The following is a 19,575-nucleotide window of genomic DNA, read 5'->3' on the forward strand; positions in this document are numbered from 1 at the left end:
TTAGCTGAGGTCGCGGTGGCGAACCTGGACGTTCTTCAGGGTTTTTTGCAGCACCTGCCCCAGACGCTCGGTCAGGTAGACGGAGCGGTGATGTCCGCCAGTGCAGCCAATGGCAATGGTGACGTAGGCGCGGTTGCTGGCGGCAAATCGAGGCAGCCACTTTAACAGGTATGTGGAAATGTCCTGGAACATCTCTTCGACATCCGGCTGTGCCGCCAGGTATTCGGCAACCGGTTGATCGAGCCCGGACTGCTCGCGTAATTCCGGTTTCCAGTAAGGGTTGGGCAGGCAACGCACATCGAACACCAGGTCGGCGTCCACCGGCATGCCACGCTTGAACCCGAAGGACTCCACCAGGAACGCAGTCCCCGGCTCAGGCTGATTCAACAGGCGCAGTTTGATGGCGTCGCGCAGCTGGTACAGGTTCAGGCTGGTGGTGTTGATCTTGAGGTCGGCGAGGTCGGCAATCGGCCCGAGCAGCACGCTTTCAACATTGATGGCTTCGGCCAGCGAGCGGTTGGCGTTGGTCAGGGGGTGGCGTCGGCGGGTTTCCGAGAAGCGCTTGAGCAAGGTTTCTTCGTCGGCGTCCAGGTACAGGACATCGCACTGGATGTGGCGGCTGCGGACTTCTTCGAGCAGTTCGGGGAAGCGTGACAGGTGGCTGGGCAGGTTGCGGGCGTCAATGGAAACGGCCACCAGCGGTTGCATCAGCTCGGTATGAATCAACGCTCGTTCGGCCAGTTCCGGCAGCAGGCCGGCAGGCAGATTGTCGATGCAGTAGTAGCCGTTGTCCTCAAGAACATTGAGGGCGGTGCTTTTACCCGAGCCGGAACGGCCACTGACGATGATCAAGCGCATGATTACTGACCGTTTTGCTCGTCCAGGACAACCTGATACAAGGCTTCGTTGCTTGCGGCATTACGCAGTTTTTCGCGAACGTCCTTGCGGTCGAGCATGCTGGCGATCTGTCGCAGCAGCTCAAGGTGCGCATCGGTAGCGGCTTCCGGGACCAGCAGAACGAACAGCAGGTCAACCGGCGCGCCGTCGATGGCGTCGAAATCGATAGGGGCGTCCAGGTGCATCAATGCACTGATGGGCGATACACAACCCTTGAGACGGCAGTGTGGAATAGCGATGCCGTTGCCAAAACCGGTGGAGCCGAGTTTTTCACGGGCAATCAGCGCCTCGAAGACATCTTGCATCTCCAGAGCCGGCACTTCGCGGGCGATCAGATTGGCAATTTGTTCGAGGGCTTTCTTTTTACTGCCGCCCGGCACGTTCACGAGGGAACGGCCGGGGGTCAGGATACTTTCAAGTCGGATCATGGGTTGGGAGTGTTAACGACCGGTTGCGCCCTGAAGGAGGCTCTGGGTCTTTTCCTTATGCTTTTTGAGTTGTTTATCCAGCTTGTCGGTGAGTGCATCGATCGCAGCGTACATATCGGTATGTTCCGCATTGGCGACCACTTCATTCCCGGGAATATGCAGCGTGGCTTCGATTTTCTGCTTCAGCTTCTCGACGGTCATCGTGACCTGCACGTTAGTGATCTTGTCGAAATGTCGCTCCAATCGTTCGAGTTTTTCGCCGATGTAGGTGCGAAGAGGTTCGGTCACTTCCAGTTGGTGTCCACTGATGTTGACTTGCATACAGCTTCTCCTTCGTTGCCAGTGCATAAAGCGGTAGACCAGATGATCTACCACTGGAACGCTGTGGCGTGGCTCTACATCAACCGCTTGCGTTCGCTCGAAGGCGCGATCCCGAGGGATTCGCGGTACTTGGCGACGGTGCGGCGAGCCACCTGAATGCCTTGTGCCTCCAGTAAACCAGCGATCTTGCTGTCACTCAACGGCTTTTTCTGATTTTCCGCGGCAACCAGTTTTTTGATGATCGCCCGGATCGCCGTGGACGAGCATTCGCCGCCTTCGGAGGTGCTTACGTGACTGGAGAAAAAGTATTTCAGTTCATAGATGCCCCGGGGGGTGTGCATGAACTTCTGGGTGGTCACCCGTGAAATCGTCGACTCATGCATGCCGACCGCTTCGGCGATGTCATGCAGGACCAGCGGCTTCATGGCTTCGTCGCCATATTCGAGGAACCCGCGCTGATGCTCCACGATCTGGGTGGCAACCTTCATCAGGGTTTCATTGCGGCTCTGCAGGCTCTTGATGAACCAGCGGGCCTCCTGCAACTGATTGCGCATGAACGTGTTGTCGGCGCTGGTATCGGCGCGGCGCACAAAACCGGCGTACTGGGCGTTGACCCGCAGCCGTGGCACCGACTCCTGATTCAGCTCCACCAGCCAGCGCTCGTTGTCCTTGCGTACGATGACGTCAGGAACGACGTACTCGGCTTCGGTGGACTCGATCTGCGAGCCCGGGCGCGGGTTGAGGCTCTGGACCAGCTCTATGACCTGGCGCAGCTCATCTTCCTTGAGCTTCATGCGGCGCATCAACTGGCTGTAGTCGCGGCTGCCCAGCAGGTCGATGTAATCGGTGACAAGGCGCTTGGCTTCGGCCAGCCAAGGGGTCTTGGCGGGCAACTGACGCAATTGCAGCAACAGGCATTCGCCCAGGTTGCGTGCGCCTATGCCGGCCGGCTCGAATTGCTGGATGCGGTGCAGGACGGCTTCGATTTCGTCCAGTTCGATGTCCAGTTCCGGATCGAAGGCTTCGAGGATTTCCTCGAGGGTTTCGTCCAGATAGCCCTGATTGTTGATGCAGTCGATCAGGGTCACGGCGATCAGGCGATCGGTGTCGGACATCGGGGCCAGGTTCAGTTGCCACAGCAAGTGGCTTTGCAGGCTTTCACCGGCCGAGGTGCGGGTGGTGAAGTCCCACTCGTCATCGTCATTGCTGGGCAGGCTGCTGGCGCTGGTCTGGTAAACGTCTTCCCACGCGGTGTCGACGGGGAGTTCGTTGGGGATGCGCTCGTTCCAGTCACCCTCATCGAGGTTATCAACCGTCGGGGCACTTTCCTGGTAGGAGGGTTCCTGGATATCGGTGTTGGGCTTTTGTTCGGCGTTGTCGGCCAAGGGGTCGGAATTGTCGAAGTCGTCGCCTTCTTCCTGGCGTTCGAGCATCGGATTGGACTCCAGGGCCTCCTGGATTTCCTGTTGCAGGTCCAGGGTCGACAATTGGAGCAGGCGGATGGCCTGTTGCAGCTGAGGTGTCATCGTCAGCTGCTGGCCCATTCTCAAGACTAGCGATGGTTTCATGGCAGGGGCTTAACACCTTATTCGCCGGCGCACATGCGCCATCCACTACAGGGCGCCGGGGCGCCAAACATAAGCAAATTATATGCCTGAAACTGAAGGATTTGCCTAGAGCGCTGTAACAATAAAAAACTATAAATTTGTGTTGCGGTGCTGCCCTTGTTGGGGGATGAACCCGCTGTTTGCATGAGGTACCGATGAATCGCGAGACGGGTGCCCGGGCGGCTGCCTGGGCACGGCTCAGCGTTTACAGGCGGAACTCATGGCCCAGGTACACTTCCTTCACCAGGTCATTGGCCAGGATGGTCTCTGCATCACCTTCGGCGATCAACTGACCGTCATTGACGATATAGGCGGTTTCACAGATATCCAGGGTTTCACGAACGTTGTGGTCCGTGATCAGCACGCCAATGCCTTTGGCCTTGAGGTGGTAAATGATCTGCTTGATGTCGCCGACCGAAATCGGGTCCACGCCGGCGAAAGGTTCGTCGAGGAGGATGAACTTCGGGTTGGTGGCCAGGGCGCGGGCGATTTCCACGCGGCGGCGCTCACCACCGGACAGGCTCATGCCGAGGTTGTCGCGGATGTGGCTGATGTGGAATTCCTGCAGCAGGCTTTCCAGTTCCTTGCGACGACCGGCCTTGTCGAGCTCCTTGCGGGTCTCGAGGATGGCCATGATGTTGTCGGCCACCGACAGTTTGCGGAAGATCGATGCTTCTTGCGGCAAATAGCCGATACCGGCTTTTGCACGGCCGTGCATCGGCTGGTGGCTGACGTCCAGGTCATCGATCAGGACGCGGCCCTGGTCGGCTTGCACCAGGCCGACGATCATGTAGAAGCAGGTGGTCTTGCCGGCGCCGTTCGGGCCTAGCAGGCCGACGATCTGACCGCTGTCGATGGACAGGCTGACATCACGCACGACCTGGCGGCTCTTGTAGCTCTTGGCCAGATGCTGAGCTTTCAGAGTTGCCATTACTGGGCCTTTTTCTCGTCGGTTTTCTTCTTCGGCTGGATCACCATGTCGATGCGCGGACGCGACTCGGTCACCTTGTTGCCGGTGGCGCGCCCGGCGCTGGCCAGCTTCTTCTCGGTGTCGTAGACGATTTTCTCGCCTTGGGTGACGTTGTTGTCCTTGTCGACAACTTTGGCCTTGTCGATCAACACGACGCGATTTTGCGTGGCGTGATACTGGATGGTCACGCCCCAACCCTGAACAGGCTTGGTATCGCCAGCCGTCTGCAATTGCTCGAAGTACGCCAGGTTGCCCACCGAGGTCACTACGTCAATGTCGCCAGTCGGGGTGCGGGTGATGGTAACGGTGTTGCCGGTCACCTTCATCGAGCCTTGTGTGATGATCACGTCACCCTTATAGGTAGCAATACCTTGCTTGTCGTCCAGTTGGGCATCGTCGGCCTGAATGCGGATAGGCTGCTGTTGATCTTCCGGCAGAGCCCAGGCGCTCACGCTTCCCAGTGCTGCGCCCAGACTGAGCAAAATCGGGAGGGTTTTAACGAGCCTCATACTGTCCTCTTACGTTCGATAGCAGGTGTATCCTGCTTTCTTTCAAATACGCTTTCATTCCCTTGCCAGTCGATACACCGCCAGCGCCGTCGATTCTAACGTCTTGCTCGGTCTGCGCATATTGCTGCTGCGGGAACACGGTCATGCGGGTGCTGGTGATCAGGGTCTTGCGGTTTTTCTCGTCGAAGCGCGTGATGCGCACATCATCGATCAGCTCGACCTGCGTGCCGTCAGGGTTGACCTCGCCGCGCAGGCTCTGGACGTGCCACGGGAATTCGGTGCCGCGGAACACGTTCAGGTCGGGGTTGGTCAGCAGTGTCACCTCGGTCGCCTTCAGGTGCTCGACCTTGTCGGACACCAGATCATATTGCAGCTTGCCGTCCGGCAGGTACTGCACGCTGTGGGCGTTGATGGCGTAATAGTCGATCATGCTTTCATCGACCGGCGTTACCGGCTTGTCGAGGAAGCGTTCCGGGCTGATGTTCCAGTAGCCAACCGCGGCGAATATCGCCGCGATGCAACTGTACAGCAAGGTGTTGCGAAACTTTTTGCTCAGCATATCGGGCTCACAGGTACGCCGCGTTGGCCGCATCGAGGCGGTCCTGGGCGCGCAGGATCAATTCGCAGAACTCGCGAGCGGCACCTTCGCCGCCGCGGGCGAGGGTGATGCCGTGAGCATGTTCGCGCACGAAACTGGCGGCATTGGCCACCGCCATGCCCAGGCCTACGCGGCGAATCACCGGCAGGTCCGGCAGGTCGTCGCCGAGATAGGCCACCTGCTCATAGCTCAAATTCAGTTGGGCCAGCAGTTCGTCGAGTACCACCAGTTTGTCTTCGCGACCCTGATACAGGTGCGGGATGCCGAGGTTTTTGGCTCGCCGCTCGACCACCGGGGTCTTGCGGCCACTGATGATCGCAGTCTGCACGCCAGCGGCCATCAGCATCTTGATGCCCTGGCCGTCGAGCGTGTTGAACGTCTTGAATTCGCTGCCGTCTTCGAGGAAGTACAGGCGACCATCGGTCAGCACGCCGTCGACATCGAACACCGCCAGTTTGATCTGTTTGCCGCGTTGCAGCAGGTCCGCACTCATTACATTACTCCTGCACGCAGCAAGTCGTGCATGTTCAAGGCACCGACCGGGCGATCTTCGCTGTCGACCACGACCAGCGCGTTGATTTTATGGTCTTCCATGATTTTCAGTGCTTCGGCGGCCAGCATTTCGGCGCGGGCGGTCTTGCCATGGGCCGTCATGACCTGGTCGATGACAGCGCTGTGGATGTCGATGCTGCGGTCCAGTGTGCGGCGCAAATCACCATCGGTGAAGATTCCGGCCAGCTTGCCGTCGGCCTCGAGGATGACGGTCATGCCCAGGCCCTTGCGGGTCATCTCCATCAAGGCGTCCTTGAGCAGGGTGCCACGCTGGACCTGCGGCAACTCCTGGCCGGCGTGCATGACATTCTCCACTTTCAGCAGCAGGCGTCGGCCCAAGGCGCCGCCGGGATGGGAAAAGGCGAAGTCTTCGGCGGTGAAACCACGGGCTTCCAGCAGCGCGACCGCCAGGGCGTCACCCATGACCAGGGCGGCGGTGGTCGACGAGGTGGGTGCCAGGTTCAACGGGCAGGCTTCGTGTTCGACATGAACATTCAAGTTCACCTCGGCGGCCTTGGCCAGCGGCGAATCAGGGTTGCCGGTCACGCTGATCAACTGAATGCCCAGGCGCTTGATCAGTGGCAGCAGGGTGACGATTTCATTGGTGGAGCCGGAATTCGAGAGCGCCAGAATGATGTCGTCGCGGGTAATCATGCCCATGTCACCATGGCTGGCCTCCGCCGGGTGCACAAAAAACGCCGTGGTGCCGGTGCTGGCCAGGGTCGCGGCGATCTTGTTGCCGACGTGCCCCGACTTGCCCATGCCGACCACGACCACGCGGCCTTTGCTGGCCAGAATCATCTCGCAAGCGCGTACGAAATCTGCGTCGATATGGGGTAGCAGGCCTTGCACGGCTTCTACTTCGAGGCGGATGGTGCGTTGTGCTGATTGAATCAGGTCGCTGGATTGGCTCATGTCAGAAATCGTATAGCCTGATGAAAAGGCGGCGATTATAGCGGTTATGATCGAATCCCTCACGCAAGTTCGTCGCGCATTGTCATTCCTTGTTACCTGAAACCCTCTAGATGGGGCTTTGAACCGCTCATGCAGTTGCACATGGCTCGGCTTTGGCCTTGGGCGTGCAGCCTTTGCAGTGATATAGTTCGCCGCCAGTTCGGCCTGCCCGGGAGGTATGTGCTTTCGTCAGAAAGCCAAGCGTCCGAGTGAGAGGCTGCATCGCAAGGAGTTTAGATGAGTGCCGATAACGCCTACGCGGTCGAGCTGAAGGGACTGTCCTTCAAGCGCGGTGCGCGCAGCATTTTCAATAATGTCGATATCCGTATCCCGCGTGGCAAGGTCACCGGCATCATGGGGCCTTCCGGGTGCGGCAAGACCACGCTTCTGCGTCTGATGGGGGCCCAGTTGCGCCCCACCAAGGGCGAAGTCTGGGTCAACGGTCAGAACCTGCCAAAACTGTCGCGCAGCGACCTGTTCGATGCGCGCAAGCATATGGGCGTGCTGTTTCAGAGCGGCGCGCTGTTTACCGACCTCGATGTCTTCGAGAATGTCGCGTTTCCGCTGCGGGTTCACACGCAACTACCGGAAGAAATGATCCGCGACATCGTCCTGCTCAAATTGCAGGCCGTGGGTCTGCGCGGTGCCATCGAATTGATGCCTGACGAGCTTTCCGGCGGCATGAAGCGCCGGGTTGCGCTGGCCCGGGCGATAGCGCTCGATCCACAGATCCTCATGTACGACGAGCCTTTTGTCGGCCAGGACCCTATCGCCATGGGCGTTCTGGTGCGTCTGATTCGCTTGCTCAACGATGCGCTGGGCATCACCAGCATCGTGGTTTCCCACGACCTGGCCGAGACCGCGAGCATTGCCGATTACATTTATGTGGTGGGCGATGGCCAGGTGTTGGGGCAGGGGACCCCGGACGAGTTGATGAACTCGGATGAGCCGCGCATTCGTCAGTTCATGACCGGCGAACCCGATGGCCCGGTTCCGTACCACTTTCCAGCGACGGATTACCGCGCAGATATTCTGGGGAAGCGCTGATGCGCAGAATTTCATTGATGGAACGCGTTCGCCGCTTCGGCCAGGCCGGCATCGATGTGCTGGCGGTGTTCGGGCGTTCGGCCTTGTTCCTGTTTCATGCCTTGCTTGGCCGCGGTGGTATCGGTGGCGGCTTCGGGCTGCTGGTCAAGCAGCTGCATTCGGTGGGTGTGATGTCCCTGGTGATCATCGTGGTCTCCGGGGTGTTCATCGGCATGGTGCTGGCGCTGCAGGGCTTCAACATCCTTTCCAGCTACGGTTCGGAGCAGGCTGTCGGGCAGATGGTTGCGCTGACGCTGCTGCGGGAACTGGGGCCGGTGGTGACCGCCTTGCTGTTCGCCGGGCGCGCAGGTTCCGCGTTGACCGCGGAAATCGGCAACATGAAGTCCACCGAGCAGTTGTCCAGCCTGGAAATGATCGGGGTTGACCCGCTCAAGTACATCATCGCACCACGCTTGTGGGCCGGCTTCATTTCCCTGCCGGTGCTGGCGATGATTTTCAGCGTGGTGGGCATCTGGGGCGGCTCGTGGGTCGCTGTCGACTGGCTGGGGGTCTATGAAGGTTCCTACTGGTCGAACATGCAGAACAGCGTGACGTTCACTGAGGATGTGCTCAACGGGATCATCAAAAGTATCGTCTTTGCCTTTGTCGTGACCTGGATCGCCGTATTCCAAGGCTATGACTGCGAACCCACTTCCGAGGGGATCAGTCGTGCCACTACCAAGACCGTTGTCTATGCCTCGTTGGCAGTGCTCGGCCTGGACTTTATTCTGACCGCCTTGATGTTTGGAGATTTCTGATGCAAAACCGCACCCTGGAAATCGGTGTCGGCCTTTTCTTGCTGGCTGGCATCCTGGCTTTGCTCTTGTTGGCGTTGCGGGTCAGTGGCCTGTCCCCGACTCCGAGCACCGATACGTATAAACTTTACGCCTACTTCGACAATATCGCCGGTTTGACTGTCAGAGCAAAGGTGACCATGGCCGGTGTGACCATCGGCAAGGTCACGGCCATCGATCTGGATCGCGACAGCTTTACCGGTCGGGTGACCATGCAGCTGGAAAAACGCATCGATAATCTGCCGGCGGACTCCACTGCATCTATCCTGACCGCAGGACTGTTGGGCGAGAAGTACATCGGTATCAGCGTGGGCGGGGAAGACACCCTGCTCAAGGATGGTGGAACCATCCATGACACGCAGTCATCGCTGGTGCTCGAGGACCTGATCGGTAAATTCCTGCTCAATACCGTTAGCAAAGAAGCTAAATGAGGAACTGTTAAATGATCTCTACCTTGCGACGTGGCCTGTTGGTAATGCTCGCGGTGTTTCCGTTGGTGTCCCACGCCGTAGCGGCGCCTTCGGCGCACGATCTGGTGCAGGACACAACCAACCGTATGCTCGCGGACCTGGCGGCAAACAAAGAGAAGTACAAGCAGGATCCGCAAGACTTTTATGCGGCGCTGAACTCCATCGTCGGGCCGGTCGTGGATGCTGAGGGTATTTCCAAGAGCATCATGACGGTCAAGTACTCGCGCAAAGCTACGCCTGCGCAGATGAAGACCTTCGAAGAAAACTTCAAGAGGGGCCTGTTCCAGTTCTATGGCAATGCCTTGCTGGAGTACAACAACCAGGGCATCACCGTTGAACCGGCCAAGGACGAGTCGGGCGACCGTACCAGCGTTGGCATGACGGTCAAAGGCAGCAGCGGCGCGATCTATCCAGTGTCCTACACGCTGGAAAAGATCAATGGCGAGTGGAAGCTGCGTAACGTCATCATCAACGGCATCAATATCGGCAAGCTGTTCCGCGATCAGTTCGCCGATGCGATGCAGCGCAATGGCAACGACCTGGACAAGACCATCAATGGTTGGGCCGGGGAAGTCGCCAAGGCCAAGGAAGCCACCGACAAGAATCCAGAGCAGTCGCCCCAATGAGTGAGTCGGCAGTCCAGATGGACGAAGCGGGTGAGCTGCGACTCAGTGGCGTGCTGGATTACCGCACCGGCCCTGGCCTGCGTGAGCAGGGCAAGGCGCTGATCAAGGCCAGCAAGGCTGCGGCGCTGGTGGTCGATTGTTCGGCGGTGACCAAGTCCAGCAGTGTCGGTTTGTCATTGCTGCTGTGCTTCATCCGCGATGCTCAAGCGGCCGGCAAGGCGTTGAGCATCCGTGGAATGCCGGAAGACATGCGTGAAATCGCTCAGGTCAGCGAGCTGACCGAGCTGTTGGCGCATCCCTAACCACATCTATAAAGAAGCCCCCCGTCAGAGTCCTGCTTCGCGGGGTTCGCAGGCGCGGGGCTTTTTTGTATGATGTCCGACCCGCGCGCACAGGGCGCCGATTGAGGTTGAGCATGCAGGCCGTAGAAGTGAAGAGCTTCCTTGAAGGAAAGCTGCCCGGAACGTTGGTAGAAGTCGAGGGCGAAGGCTGCAATTTCCAGCTGAATGTGATTAGCGATGAACTGGCGGCGTTGAGCCCGGTGAAGCGTCAGCAGCAGATCTATGCCCATTTGAACCCATGGATCACCGATGGCAGCATCCATGCGGTCACAATGAAATTTTTCAGCAGCGCGGCCTGGGCCGAGCGCACCTGAGCCCAAGGGCGTCGAGATTCTTATGGATAAATTGATTATTACTGGCGGTGCTCGTCTTGACGGCGAAATCCGTATCTCCGGGGCAAAGAACTCTGCCCTGCCGATCCTGGCTGCCACGCTGCTGTGCGATGGTCCGGTGACCGTTGCCAACCTGCCGCACCTGCACGACATCACCACCATGATCGAACTGTTCGGTCGCATGGGGATCGAGCCGGTGATCGACGAAAAACTCGCCGTCGAAATCGACCCGCGCACCATCAAGACCCTGGTCGCACCGTACGAACTGGTTAAAACCATGCGTGCGTCGATCCTGGTGCTGGGCCCGATGGTTGCCCGTTTCGGCGAAGCCGAAGTCGCGCTGCCTGGCGGTTGCGCCATCGGTTCGCGTCCGGTTGACCTGCACATCCGTGGCCTGGAAGCCATGGGCGCGGTCATCGACGTCGAAGGCGGCTACATCAAGGCCAAGGCGCCTGAGGGCGGCTTGCGCGGTGCGCACTTCTTCTTCGATACCGTCAGCGTGACCGGTACCGAAAACATCATGATGGCCGCCGCACTGGCCAAGGGCCGTAGCGTCCTGGCCAACGCCGCGCGCGAACCTGAAGTGGTCGACCTGGCGAACTTCCTGAACGCCATGGGCGCCAAGGTTTCCGGCGCCGGCACCGACACCATCACCATCGATGGCGTCGAGCGTCTGCACACCACCACTTACAAGGTGATGCCGGACCGTATCGAAACCGGCACCTACCTGGTTGCCGCTGCCGTGACCGGCGGCCGCGTGAAGGTCAAGGACACGGATCCGACCATTCTCGAAGCCGTACTGGAGAAGCTCCGTGAATCCGGTGCCGAAATCACCTGCGGCGAAGACTGGATCGAGCTGAACATGCACGGCAAGCGGCCGAAAGCCGTCAACGTGCGGACCGCTCCGTACCCGGCGTTCCCGACCGACATGCAGGCACAGTTCATCTCCCTCAACGCCATTGCCGAAGGCACGGGTGCTGTGATCGAGACGATCTTCGAAAACCGCTTCATGCACGTCTACGAACTGCACCGCATGGGCGCCAAGATCCAGGTCGAGGGCAACACCGCGATCGTCACCGGCACCGAGAAGCTCAAGGGCGCGCCAGTGATGGCGACCGACCTGCGTGCTTCGGCCAGCCTGGTCATCTCGGCCCTGATCGCCGAGGGCGACACCCTGATCGACCGCATCTACCACATAGATCGTGGCTACGAGTGCATCGAGGAAAAACTGCAGATGCTGGGCGCCAAGATCCGTCGCGTTCCGGGCTAGTACTGCTGCATGGGCATAAGGACATGCCCGTTGATTTGTTGAAGTCGAGCCGTTTTCGGCTCGATGTGTGTCCGGCGCCATTTGCGACCGGGCATGAGTACCTTGATAAGGACTGACGTTTCCCATGTTGACCATCGCACTGTCCAAGGGCCGCATCCTTGACGATACCTTGCCGCTTCTGGCTGAAGCGGGCATCGTGCCGACCGAGAATCCGGACAAGAGCCGCAAGCTGATCATCCCCACGACCCAGGACGATGTCCGTCTGCTGATCGTGCGTGCCACCGATGTGCCGACCTATGTCGAACATGGTGCTGCCGACCTCGGCGTCGCCGGTAAAGATGTGCTGATGGAATACGGCGGCCAGGGCCTGTACGAGCCGCTGGACCTGCAAATTGCCCAGTGCAAGCTGATGACCGCCGGTAAAGTCGGTGCCGTCGAGCCCAAGGGCCGCCTGCGCATCGCCACCAAGTTCGTCAATGTTGCCAAGCGCTACTACGCCGAACAGGGTCGTCAGGTCGATATCATCAAGCTTTACGGTTCGATGGAACTGGCGCCGCTGATCGGTCTGGCGGACAAGATCATCGACGTGGTCGACACCGGCAACACGCTGCGGGCCAACGGCCTGGAGCCACAGGATTTCATCGCTGCCATCAGCTCCCGCCTGATCGTCAACAAGGCTTCGATGAAAATGCAGCACGCCCGTATCCAGGCGTTGATCGACACCCTGCGCAAGGCAGTGGAGTCTCGACACCGCGGCTGATTCACCTGCGCAACCTTGAGTTGCGCCGTCTATCCGCCTCATAGCCAGAATTCTCAGGTGCCCAAGCGGATCGAATGTTAGCTTCGGGCGCCTGAGTTTTTTGCCATTCCTATGAGGCTCTCGCTATGACCGCACTGACTGCAATTCGCCGACTCAACGCTGCTGACCCGGATTTCGCGCATCATCTGGATCATCTGCTGAGCTGGGAAAGTGTGTCTGACGACTCGGTCAATCAGCGAGTGCTGGACATCATCAAGGCCGTGCGCGAGCGCGGTGACGCGGCGCTGGTGGACTTCACCCGTCAGTTCGACGGCCTGGACGTGAAGTCCATGGCCGACCTGATCCTGCCGCGCGAGCGTCTGGAGTTGGCGCTGACCCGCATCTCCGTGGCCCAGCGCGAAGCACTGGAAGTCGCCGCAGCCCGCGTGCGCAGCTACCACGAGAAGCAGAAGCAGGACTCCTGGAGTTACACCGAGGCGGACGGCACCGTACTGGGCCAGAAAGTCACGCCGCTGGATCGTGCCGGTCTGTACGTGCCGGGCGGCAAGGCGTCGTACCCGTCGTCGGTGTTGATGAACGCGATTCCGGCCAAGGTTGCCGGCGTCACCGAAGTGGTCATGGTCGTGCCGACCCCGCGCGGTGAAATCAACGAGTTGGTGCTGGCTGCGGCCTGCATCGCCGGTGTCGACCGCGTGTTTACCATCGGCGGTGCCCAGGCCGTTGCGGCGCTGGCTTACGGCACCGAAAGCGTGCCGAAGGTCGACAAGGTCGTCGGCCCGGGCAACATCTATGTGGCTACCGCCAAGCGCCACGTGTTTGGCCAGGTCGGCATCGACATGATCGCCGGCCCTTCGGAAATCCTCGTGGTGTGCGACGGCCAGACCGATCCGGACTGGATCGCCATGGACCTGTTCTCCCAGGCCGAGCACGACGAAGACGCCCAGGCCATTCTGGTCAGCCCCGACGCCGGGTTCCTCGACAAGGTCGCCGCCAGCATCGCCAAATTGATGCCGACCATGGAGCGTGCCGCAATCATCGAAACCTCGATCAATGGCCGTGGTGCACTGATCAAGGTTCGCGACATGGAACAGGCCATCGAAGTGGCCAACCGCATCGCGCCGGAGCACCTCGAGTTGTCCGTTGCCGATCCGCAAGCCTGGCTGCCGCAGATCCGCCACGCCGGCGCGATCTTCATGGGCCGTCACACCTCTGAAGCCCTGGGCGACTACTGCGCAGGCCCGAACCACGTGTTGCCGACCTCCGGCACCGCGCGATTCTCTTCGCCGCTGGGTGTGTATGACTTCCAGAAACGCTCGTCGATCATCTTCTGCTCCGAGCAGGGCGCATCGGAACTGGGCAAGACCGCATCCGTGCTGGCCCGTGGCGAGTCGCTGACCGCGCACGCGCGTAGCGCCGAATACCGCATCGTTGACGACAAGCAGGGGAACTGAACATGAGTAAATTCTGGAGCCCGTTCGTCAAGAATCTGGTGCCTTACGTGCCGGGTGAGCAGCCGAAACTGGCGAAGCTGGTGAAGCTCAACACCAACGAAAACCCGTACGGTCCATCGCCCAAGGCCTTGGCCGCGATGCAGACCGAACTGAACGATAACCTGCGCCTGTACCCGGACCCGAACAGCGACCTGCTGAAGAACGCGGTCGCCAGGTACTACGGCGTGCAAGGCAATCAGGTGTTCCTCGGTAACGGTTCCGACGAAGTCCTGGCGCACATCTTCCACGGTTTGCTGCAGCACGATCAGCCGCTGCTGTTCCCGGACATCAGCTACAGCTTCTATCCGGTTTACTGCGGGTTGTACGGCATCCAGTTCGACGCGGTGCCGCTGGACGAGCAATTCCGGATCAACCCGGCGGACTACGCCAGGCCGAACGGCGGGATCATCTTCCCCAACCCGAACGCACCGACCGGCTGCCTGCTGGCGCTGGAAGCGGTGGAGCAGATTCTCAAGGCCAGCCCGGATTCGGTGGTCGTGGTGGACGAGGCTTACATCGATTTCGGCGGCGAGACGGCAATCGCTCTGGTCGATCGTTATCCCAACCTGCTGGTGACCCAGACCCTGTCCAAGTCCCGCTCCCTGGCCGGTCTGCGGGTTGGCCTGGCGGTGGGGCATCCGGACCTGATCGAGGCGCTGGAGCGGATCAAGAACAGCTTCAACTCCTATCCGCTGGACCGCATGGCGAATGTCGGCGCCGCTGCCGCGTTCGAGGATCGCGAGTATTTCGACAAGACCTGCCGGTTGGTGATCGAGAATCGCGAGAAGGTCGTCGGGCAATTGCAGGCCAAGGGATTTGAAGTGCTGCCGTCTGCGGCGAACTTCATTTTCGCCCGTCACCCCCAACACGATGCGGCGGGGCTGGCGGCGAAGTTGCGTGAGCAGGGCGTGATCGTCCGGCACTTCAAGCAGGAGCGGATTGCCCAGTTCCTGCGGATCTCCATCGGCACGCCAGAGCAGAACCAGGCGCTGATCGACGGTCTGGGCGACCTCTAAACCACCGCCATCCCTGTGCGGGCTTGCTCGCGAAAGCGGTGTGTCAGTCGACGTAGAAGTTAACTGACACACCGCTTTCGCGAGCAAGCTGAACTGGCCTAATGATTTTGGACACTTCAATCGGGCGCTATGATGGCGCCCAAATCTGAGGTGTTTGGCTATGCGTAAATCTTATTCCAGTGAGTTCAAACTCAAGGCCGCCAGCATGGTGCTGGACGAGGGCCAGTCCGTTCCCGATGTTTGTGCCAGTTTGGATATTGGCCCTACCGCCTTGCGCCGTTGGGTCGACCAGGTTCGCAAAGAACGCTTGGGTTCGACCCCGGTGGGGGCCAAGGCAATCACCGCCGATCAACGGGAGATTCAGCAGCTCAAAGCGTTGCTCAGGCAAAAAGACCTGGACATTGAAATCCTAAAAAAGGCCAGTGCTCTCCTGCTTTTGGACTCCAAAGATCATTCTCGCTGATCAATGAGCTGGACGAGCAGTACGGCGTTAACAATTGCTGTCGGGCGTTTGGAGTCGCCCGCAGCAGCTTTTACGCCTGGCGTCAGCGTCAGGGCAAGGTGAATCCTGAGCGGGAGAAACTTAAGGCCGTGCTGGTCAAGCATCATAAGGAATCCAGAGCGTCCGCAGGGTCTCGCACCCTGTCCAAGGAACTGCAAGCCAAAGGGCATCGTGTCGGGCGACATATGGCTCGCAGCTTGATGCGCGAAGCCGGTGTTGCCAGTCATCAACGGCGGCGGCACAAGTACAAGTCTTCCGGCGTTGAGGCGCTGGTGGCGCCGCATGTGCTCAAGCGCAAGTTTGATGTCACGGCGGTTAACCAAGTGTGGTGCGGCGATGTGACCTACATCAAAGTCGGCACGCGCTGGATGTATTTCGCGGCGGTTCTGGATCTGTTTGCCCGCAGGATCGTGGGCTGGTCGTTTTCGATGATTTCCGATGCCACGCTGACCTGCGAAGCGTTGCGGATGGCGGTCGACCTGCGAGGTCGGCCAAAAGAGGTGCTGTTTCACTCTGACCAGGGCTGCCAATACACCAGTCATAAATTCAGGAAAGAAATGCGCAAACATGGCCTCCTGCAAAGCATGAGTCGCAAAGGTGAGTGCTGGGACAACGCTCCGATGGAGCGTTTCTTTGGCAGCCTGAAATCCGAGTGGGTGCCAGAAGATGGCTACCGCTCGGAACATGAGGCGCGGGTGGATGTGCAGCGTTATGTGATGCGTTACAACAACGTCAGGCTCCATAGCTACAACGACTACCGGTCGCCGGTAGCTATGGAGAAACTGGCGGCATGAAACCGTAACTGGTGTCCAAAATTAGTTGACCAGTTCAAGCCCGCTCCCACATGGGTTTTCGTGTTGGCCAGTTACTCTTCTTCTTTCTCTTTGACCGGTGCCGGCGGCGGACGCAAACCGATTTCCGCGGTCAGCTTGAGTTCCTTGCCGTTGCGCATCACCTGGATCGTGACCTTGTCGGTCGGCTTGATCCGCGCTACCTGATTCATCGAGCGACGGCCATCACCGGCCGGCTCGCCATCGATGGCAAGAATCACGTCACCCAGTTGCAGGCCGGCCTTCTGTGCCGGACCATCGCGGAAAATCCCCGCCACGACAATGCCCGGACGCCCGGACAAACCGAAGGATTCGGCCAGTTCCTGGGTCAACGGCTGCACTTCGATACCCAGCCAGCCACGAATCACCTGGCCGTGCTCGATGATCGACTTCATCACTTCCATCGCCAGCTTTACCGGGATCGCGAAACCGATGCCCTGGGAGCCGCCCGACTTGGAGAAGATCGCCGTGTTGATGCCGGTCAGGTTGCCAATGGCGTCCACCAGTGCACCGCCCGAGTTGCCGGGGTTGATCGCGGCATCGGTCTGGATGAAGTCTTCGTAGTTGTTCAGGCCCAGTTGATTGCGCCCGGTGGCACTGATGATGCCCATGGTCACGGTCTGGCCGACGCCGAACGGGTTGCCGATGGCCAGCGCGACATCGCCGATGCGGATGTTGTCGGAGCGCCCCACGGTGATCGACGGCAGGTTTTTCAGGTCGATCTTCAGCACCGCGAGGTCAGTCTCCGGGTCGCTGCCGATCACCCGGGCCAGGGTTTCGCGGCCGTCCTTGAGCGCCACGACGATCTGGTCGGCGCCGCTGGTCACGTGGTTGTTGGTCAGGATGTAGCCTTCCGGGCTCATGATCACGCCGGAACCGAGGCTCGATTCCATGCGTTTCTGCTTGGGTGAGTTATCGCCGAAGAAGCGGCGGAATTGCGGATCTTCGAACAGCGGATGGTTGGGTTTGTTGATGACCTTGGTGGTGTACAGGTTCACCACCGACGGCGCTGCGGTGGTGACCGCATCGGCATAAGACACCGGGCCCTGTTGCATGCTGGTGGTTTGCGGCGCTTGCTGCAGATTGACGTCGAGGCTCGGGAGCCCGACCCACTGCGGGTAACGCTGGATTATCAAAAGAGCGACAAGCACGCCGGCCAACAGCGGCCAGCCGGAAAAACGCAGCGCCTTGAGCATTAAGCAGTTCCTGAGAGAGTTGCAGGCGGTATGAGACCGCTCATAATGACGCGCATTATACGAGGCCGCACGCGCCTCTGAACGGGATATTTAGGAGTCTTTTATGGCTGTCTCCCTGAGCACCCTGGTCGAAGAAGCCGACCGTTATCTCAACAGCGCCAAAATCGCCGATTACTGCCCCAATGGCTTGCAGGTCGAAGGCCGTCCGCAAGTGATGCGCATTGTCAGTGGCGTCACTGCCAGCCAGGCGTTGCTGGATGCCGCGGTAGAGGCCAATGCCGACCTGGTACTGGTGCACCACGGCTATTTCTGGAAGGGCGAAAACCCGTGCATCACCGGTATGAAGCAGCGCCGCTTGAAGACCCTGCTCAAGCACGATATCAGCCTCCTGGCCTATCACCTGCCGCTGGACCTGCACCCGGACGTTGGCAATAACGTGCAGTTGGCTCGGCAACTGGAGATCACTGTCGAGGGCCCGCTTGATCCGGACAATCTGAAGATTGTCGGGCTGGTCGGATCACTGAACGAGCCGATGACCGCACGGGATTTCGCCCGCCGCGTACAGGAAGTCATGGGGCGCGAGCCCTTGTTGATTGAAGGCAATGCGATGATCCGCCGGGTCGGCTGGTGCACCGGTGGCGGTCAAGGGTACATCGATCAAGCCGTGCTGGCGGGGTGTGATCTGTACCTCAGCGGCGAGGCCTCCGAGCAGACCTTCCACAGCGCCCAGGAAAACGGCATCAGCTTCATCGCCGCCGGTCACCACGCGACCGAGCGCTACGGCGTTCAGGCGCTGGGCGATTATCTGGCGCGGCGCTTTGCGCTGGAGCATATCTTCATCGATTGCCCTAACCCGATTTGACCTGGTCACCCTGTGTAGGAGCTGCCGAAGGCTGCGATCTTTTGATCTTTAAAATCAAAATCAAAAGATCGCAGCCTTCGGCAGCTCCTACAGAGATGTGTTCGCGGTTCAATAGCCCAAACGGGCAGGCATATTCATATGCTCTTTCGATCTAGTTGGCGTCCTGATTAGAAGAGGTCGCTGTGCTAGGATCCCCGCTCGAACACGGCCCGCTGGCCGTTCATAAGAAAGCTTTCGTGAGTAGCCATGGTCGACAAACTGACGCATCTGAAACAGCTGGAGGCGGAAAGCATCCACATCATCCGCGAGGTGGCCGCCGAGTTCGACAACCCGGTGATGCTGTACTCCATCGGTAAAGACTCCGCCGTGATGCTGCATCTGGCACGCAAGGCGTTCTTCCCGGGCAAGCTGCCGTTTCCGGTGATGCACGTCGACACTCGCTGGAAATTCCAGGAGATGTACGCCTTCCGTGACAAGATGGTCGCCGAACTGGGCCTCGACCTGATCACCCACGTCAACCCGGACGGCGTGGCGCAGAACATCAATCCGTTCACCCACGGCAGCGCCAAGCACACCGACATCATGAAGACCGAGGGCCTGAAGCAGGCACTCGACAAGCATGGTTTCGACGCAGCGTTCGGCGGCGCCCGTCGCGATGAAGAGAAGTCCCGCGCCAAAGAGCGCGTGTACTCGTTCCGCGACAGCAAGCACCGCTGGGACCCGAAGAACCAGCGTCCCGAGCTGTGGAACGTCTACAACGGCAAGGTCAACAAGGGTGAGTCGATCCGCGTCTTCCCGCTGTCGAACTGGACCGAACTGGACATCTGGCAGTACATCTACCTTGAAGGCATCCCGATCGTCCCGCTGTACTTCGCCGCTGAACGCGAAGTCATCGAGAAGAACGGCACGCTGATCATGATCGACGACGAGCGCATCCTCGAGCACCTGAGCGATGAAGACAAAGCGCGCATCGTCAAAAAGAAAGTGCGTTTCCGTACCCTTGGTTGCTACCCGTTGACGGGCGCGGTGGAGTCCGAGGCCGAAAGCCTCACGGACATCATTCAGGAAATGCTCCTGACGCGAACTTCCGAGCGCCAGGGCCGTGTCATCGACCACGATGGCGCCGGCTCGATGGAAGACAAAAAACGTCAAGGTTATTTCTAA

General features: G+C 59.6%; 24 protein-coding genes. 14 read left to right on the forward strand and 10 right to left on the reverse strand.

Annotated elements, in window-relative coordinates; all coding sequences use genetic code 11:
• The 9 genes from rapZ to KW838_RS10995 all read right to left on the reverse strand — a co-directional run bounded on the left by rapZ (position 1) and on the right by KW838_RS10995 (position 6,797).
• Positions 1-858 carry an RNase adapter RapZ gene (gene rapZ / locus KW838_RS10955; protein WP_102702542.1) on the reverse strand — a complete coding sequence of 286 codons (858 nt, stop codon included), beginning with the start codon at positions 856-858 and terminating at the stop codon, positions 1-3.
• A gap of 2 nt (positions 859-860) precedes the next feature.
• Positions 861-1,325, reverse strand: coding sequence for a PTS IIA-like nitrogen regulatory protein PtsN (gene ptsN, locus KW838_RS10960; RefSeq protein ID WP_102702541.1), 465 nt, complete (start codon positions 1,323-1,325; stop codon positions 861-863).
• 12 nt (positions 1,326-1,337) lie between these two features.
• The gene (gene hpf, locus KW838_RS10965) at positions 1,338-1,646 is read right to left on the reverse strand and encodes a ribosome hibernation-promoting factor, HPF/YfiA family (protein WP_007941242.1); all 309 of its coding nucleotides are present in this window, start codon (positions 1,644-1,646) and stop codon (positions 1,338-1,340) included.
• A gap of 74 nt (positions 1,647-1,720) precedes the next feature.
• Positions 1,721-3,214, reverse strand: a complete 1,494-nt coding sequence (locus KW838_RS10970; RefSeq protein WP_015093497.1) for an RNA polymerase factor sigma-54 — start codon at positions 3,212-3,214, stop codon at positions 1,721-1,723.
• 244 nt (positions 3,215-3,458) lie between these two features.
• Positions 3,459-4,184: an LPS export ABC transporter ATP-binding protein gene (lptB, locus tag KW838_RS10975; RefSeq protein WP_007970262.1), complete on the reverse strand. Its 726-nt coding sequence runs from the start codon at positions 4,182-4,184 to the stop codon at positions 3,459-3,461.
• On the reverse strand, positions 4,184-4,732 hold the full coding sequence (gene lptA / locus KW838_RS10980; RefSeq protein ID WP_102702540.1) for a lipopolysaccharide transport periplasmic protein LptA: 549 nt from the start codon (positions 4,730-4,732) through the stop codon (positions 4,184-4,186). Before lptA ends, lptB begins: the two co-directional genes overlap by 1 nt.
• The gene (gene lptC / locus KW838_RS10985) at positions 4,719-5,291 is read right to left on the reverse strand and encodes an LPS export ABC transporter periplasmic protein LptC (RefSeq protein WP_102702539.1); all 573 of its coding nucleotides are present in this window, start codon (positions 5,289-5,291) and stop codon (positions 4,719-4,721) included. Before lptC ends, lptA begins: the two co-directional genes overlap by 14 nt.
• Positions 5,292-5,298: 7 nt before the next feature.
• Positions 5,299-5,823 carry an HAD family hydrolase gene (locus KW838_RS10990; RefSeq protein WP_008018712.1) on the reverse strand — a complete coding sequence of 175 codons (525 nt, stop codon included), beginning with the start codon at positions 5,821-5,823 and terminating at the stop codon, positions 5,299-5,301.
• On the reverse strand, positions 5,823-6,797 hold the full coding sequence (locus KW838_RS10995) for a KpsF/GutQ family sugar-phosphate isomerase (protein ID WP_102702538.1): 975 nt from the start codon (positions 6,795-6,797) through the stop codon (positions 5,823-5,825). The genes KW838_RS10990 and KW838_RS10995 overlap by 1 nt, the downstream gene beginning before the upstream one ends.
• Positions 6,798-7,073: 276 nt before the next feature.
• Between KW838_RS10995 and KW838_RS11000 the strand changes: the two genes are divergently transcribed.
• The 12 genes from KW838_RS11000 to KW838_RS11050 all read left to right on the forward strand — a co-directional run bounded on the left by KW838_RS11000 (position 7,074) and on the right by KW838_RS11050 (position 16,317).
• Positions 7,074-7,883: an ATP-binding cassette domain-containing protein gene (locus KW838_RS11000; protein WP_102702537.1), complete on the forward strand. Its 810-nt coding sequence runs from the start codon at positions 7,074-7,076 to the stop codon at positions 7,881-7,883.
• Positions 7,883-8,680: a lipid asymmetry maintenance ABC transporter permease subunit MlaE gene (gene mlaE / locus KW838_RS11005; protein WP_007970268.1), complete on the forward strand. Its 798-nt coding sequence runs from the start codon at positions 7,883-7,885 to the stop codon at positions 8,678-8,680. The genes KW838_RS11000 and mlaE overlap by 1 nt, the downstream gene beginning before the upstream one ends.
• Positions 8,680-9,147 carry an outer membrane lipid asymmetry maintenance protein MlaD gene (gene mlaD, locus KW838_RS11010; RefSeq protein ID WP_007970271.1) on the forward strand — a complete coding sequence of 156 codons (468 nt, stop codon included), beginning with the start codon at positions 8,680-8,682 and terminating at the stop codon, positions 9,145-9,147. The genes mlaE and mlaD overlap by 1 nt, the downstream gene beginning before the upstream one ends.
• Positions 9,148-9,158: 11 nt before the next feature.
• The gene (locus tag KW838_RS11015; RefSeq protein ID WP_102702536.1) at positions 9,159-9,812 is read left to right on the forward strand and encodes a phospholipid-binding protein MlaC; all 654 of its coding nucleotides are present in this window, start codon (positions 9,159-9,161) and stop codon (positions 9,810-9,812) included.
• Positions 9,809-10,114, forward strand: a complete 306-nt coding sequence (locus KW838_RS11020; RefSeq protein WP_007970274.1) for a lipid asymmetry maintenance protein MlaB — start codon at positions 9,809-9,811, stop codon at positions 10,112-10,114. Before KW838_RS11015 ends, KW838_RS11020 begins: the two co-directional genes overlap by 4 nt.
• Before the next feature lie 113 nt (positions 10,115-10,227).
• Positions 10,228-10,467 carry a BolA family protein gene (locus KW838_RS11025; RefSeq protein ID WP_007912386.1) on the forward strand — a complete coding sequence of 80 codons (240 nt, stop codon included), beginning with the start codon at positions 10,228-10,230 and terminating at the stop codon, positions 10,465-10,467.
• Between the two features lie 22 nt (positions 10,468-10,489).
• Positions 10,490-11,755 (forward strand): UDP-N-acetylglucosamine 1-carboxyvinyltransferase, encoded by a 1,266-nt coding sequence (gene murA, locus KW838_RS11030; protein WP_102702535.1) that lies wholly within the window; start codon positions 10,490-10,492, stop codon positions 11,753-11,755.
• 124 nt (positions 11,756-11,879) lie between these two features.
• Positions 11,880-12,515 carry an ATP phosphoribosyltransferase gene (gene hisG / locus KW838_RS11035; protein WP_007970278.1) on the forward strand — a complete coding sequence of 212 codons (636 nt, stop codon included), beginning with the start codon at positions 11,880-11,882 and terminating at the stop codon, positions 12,513-12,515.
• Between the two features lie 125 nt (positions 12,516-12,640).
• Complete coding sequence (gene hisD / locus KW838_RS11040) at positions 12,641-13,966, forward strand: histidinol dehydrogenase (RefSeq protein ID WP_104450951.1); 1,326 nt, start codon at positions 12,641-12,643, stop codon at positions 13,964-13,966.
• Between the two features lie 2 nt (positions 13,967-13,968).
• Positions 13,969-15,021: a histidinol-phosphate transaminase gene (gene hisC, locus KW838_RS11045; RefSeq protein WP_102702534.1), complete on the forward strand. Its 1,053-nt coding sequence runs from the start codon at positions 13,969-13,971 to the stop codon at positions 15,019-15,021.
• 160 nt (positions 15,022-15,181) lie between these two features.
• On the forward strand, positions 15,182-15,484 hold the full coding sequence (locus KW838_RS29495; protein WP_256326664.1) for a transposase: 303 nt from the start codon (positions 15,182-15,184) through the stop codon (positions 15,482-15,484).
• An 8-nt stretch (positions 15,485-15,492) separates the two neighbouring features.
• Entirely contained in the window at positions 15,493-16,317 is an 825-nt protein-coding gene (locus KW838_RS11050) for an IS3 family transposase (protein ID WP_256358819.1), read from the forward strand.
• A 71-nt stretch (positions 16,318-16,388) separates the two neighbouring features.
• Here KW838_RS11050 and algW read toward each other — a convergent pair whose 3' ends face one another.
• Positions 16,389-17,549: a Do family serine endopeptidase AlgW gene (gene algW, locus KW838_RS11055; protein ID WP_007970284.1), complete on the reverse strand. Its 1,161-nt coding sequence runs from the start codon at positions 17,547-17,549 to the stop codon at positions 16,389-16,391.
• Positions 17,550-17,652: 103 nt separating this feature from the next.
• Between algW and KW838_RS11060 the strand changes: the two genes are divergently transcribed.
• Together KW838_RS11060 and cysD are read left to right on the forward strand one after the other, a co-directional pair.
• Positions 17,653-18,411, forward strand: a complete 759-nt coding sequence (locus KW838_RS11060; RefSeq protein ID WP_218501083.1) for a Nif3-like dinuclear metal center hexameric protein — start codon at positions 17,653-17,655, stop codon at positions 18,409-18,411.
• Between the two features lie 246 nt (positions 18,412-18,657).
• Positions 18,658-19,575 (forward strand): sulfate adenylyltransferase subunit CysD, encoded by a 918-nt coding sequence (cysD, locus tag KW838_RS11065; protein WP_007970286.1) that lies wholly within the window; start codon positions 18,658-18,660, stop codon positions 19,573-19,575.

The sequence above is a fragment of the Pseudomonas sp. PDM27 genome, from assembly GCF_019219205.1.
Classification (GTDB): domain Bacteria; phylum Pseudomonadota; class Gammaproteobacteria; order Pseudomonadales; family Pseudomonadaceae; genus Aquipseudomonas; species Aquipseudomonas laurylsulfatiphila.

What these genes read in the sequence shown, in the direction of transcription:
- rapZ (WP_102702542.1), bottom strand. Translation starts at nt 858, where the DNA reads ATGCGCTTGATCATCGTCAGTGGCCGTTCCGGCTCGGGTAAAAGCACC.
- ptsN (WP_102702541.1), bottom strand. Translation starts at nt 1,325, where the DNA reads ATGATCCGACTTGAAAGTATCCTGACCCCCGGCCGTTCCCTCGTGAAC.
- hpf (WP_007941242.1), bottom strand. Translation starts at nt 1,646, where the DNA reads ATGCAAGTCAACATCAGTGGACACCAACTGGAAGTGACCGAACCTCTT.
- KW838_RS10970 (WP_015093497.1), bottom strand. Translation starts at nt 3,214, where the DNA reads ATGAAACCATCGCTAGTCTTGAGAATGGGCCAGCAGCTGACGATGACA.
- lptB (WP_007970262.1), bottom strand. Translation starts at nt 4,184, where the DNA reads ATGGCAACTCTGAAAGCTCAGCATCTGGCCAAGAGCTACAAGAGCCGC.
- lptA (WP_102702540.1), bottom strand. Translation starts at nt 4,732, where the DNA reads ATGAGGCTCGTTAAAACCCTCCCGATTTTGCTCAGTCTGGGCGCAGCA.
- lptC (WP_102702539.1), bottom strand. Translation starts at nt 5,291, where the DNA reads ATGCTGAGCAAAAAGTTTCGCAACACCTTGCTGTACAGTTGCATCGCG.
- KW838_RS10990 (WP_008018712.1), bottom strand. Translation starts at nt 5,823, where the DNA reads ATGAGTGCGGACCTGCTGCAACGCGGCAAACAGATCAAACTGGCGGTG.
- KW838_RS10995 (WP_102702538.1), bottom strand. Translation starts at nt 6,797, where the DNA reads ATGAGCCAATCCAGCGACCTGATTCAATCAGCACAACGCACCATCCGC.
- KW838_RS11000 (WP_102702537.1), top strand. Translation starts at nt 7,074, where the DNA reads ATGAGTGCCGATAACGCCTACGCGGTCGAGCTGAAGGGACTGTCCTTC.
- mlaE (WP_007970268.1), top strand. Translation starts at nt 7,883, where the DNA reads ATGCGCAGAATTTCATTGATGGAACGCGTTCGCCGCTTCGGCCAGGCC.
- mlaD (WP_007970271.1), top strand. Translation starts at nt 8,680, where the DNA reads ATGCAAAACCGCACCCTGGAAATCGGTGTCGGCCTTTTCTTGCTGGCT.
- KW838_RS11015 (WP_102702536.1), top strand. Translation starts at nt 9,159, where the DNA reads ATGATCTCTACCTTGCGACGTGGCCTGTTGGTAATGCTCGCGGTGTTT.
- KW838_RS11020 (WP_007970274.1), top strand. Translation starts at nt 9,809, where the DNA reads ATGAGTGAGTCGGCAGTCCAGATGGACGAAGCGGGTGAGCTGCGACTC.
- KW838_RS11025 (WP_007912386.1), top strand. Translation starts at nt 10,228, where the DNA reads ATGCAGGCCGTAGAAGTGAAGAGCTTCCTTGAAGGAAAGCTGCCCGGA.
- murA (WP_102702535.1), top strand. Translation starts at nt 10,490, where the DNA reads ATGGATAAATTGATTATTACTGGCGGTGCTCGTCTTGACGGCGAAATC.
- hisG (WP_007970278.1), top strand. Translation starts at nt 11,880, where the DNA reads ATGTTGACCATCGCACTGTCCAAGGGCCGCATCCTTGACGATACCTTG.
- hisD (WP_104450951.1), top strand. Translation starts at nt 12,641, where the DNA reads ATGACCGCACTGACTGCAATTCGCCGACTCAACGCTGCTGACCCGGAT.
- hisC (WP_102702534.1), top strand. Translation starts at nt 13,969, where the DNA reads ATGAGTAAATTCTGGAGCCCGTTCGTCAAGAATCTGGTGCCTTACGTG.
- KW838_RS29495 (WP_256326664.1), top strand. Translation starts at nt 15,182, where the DNA reads ATGCGTAAATCTTATTCCAGTGAGTTCAAACTCAAGGCCGCCAGCATG.
- algW (WP_007970284.1), bottom strand. Translation starts at nt 17,549, where the DNA reads ATGCTCAAGGCGCTGCGTTTTTCCGGCTGGCCGCTGTTGGCCGGCGTG.
- KW838_RS11060 (WP_218501083.1), top strand. Translation starts at nt 17,653, where the DNA reads ATGGCTGTCTCCCTGAGCACCCTGGTCGAAGAAGCCGACCGTTATCTC.
- cysD (WP_007970286.1), top strand. Translation starts at nt 18,658, where the DNA reads ATGGTCGACAAACTGACGCATCTGAAACAGCTGGAGGCGGAAAGCATC.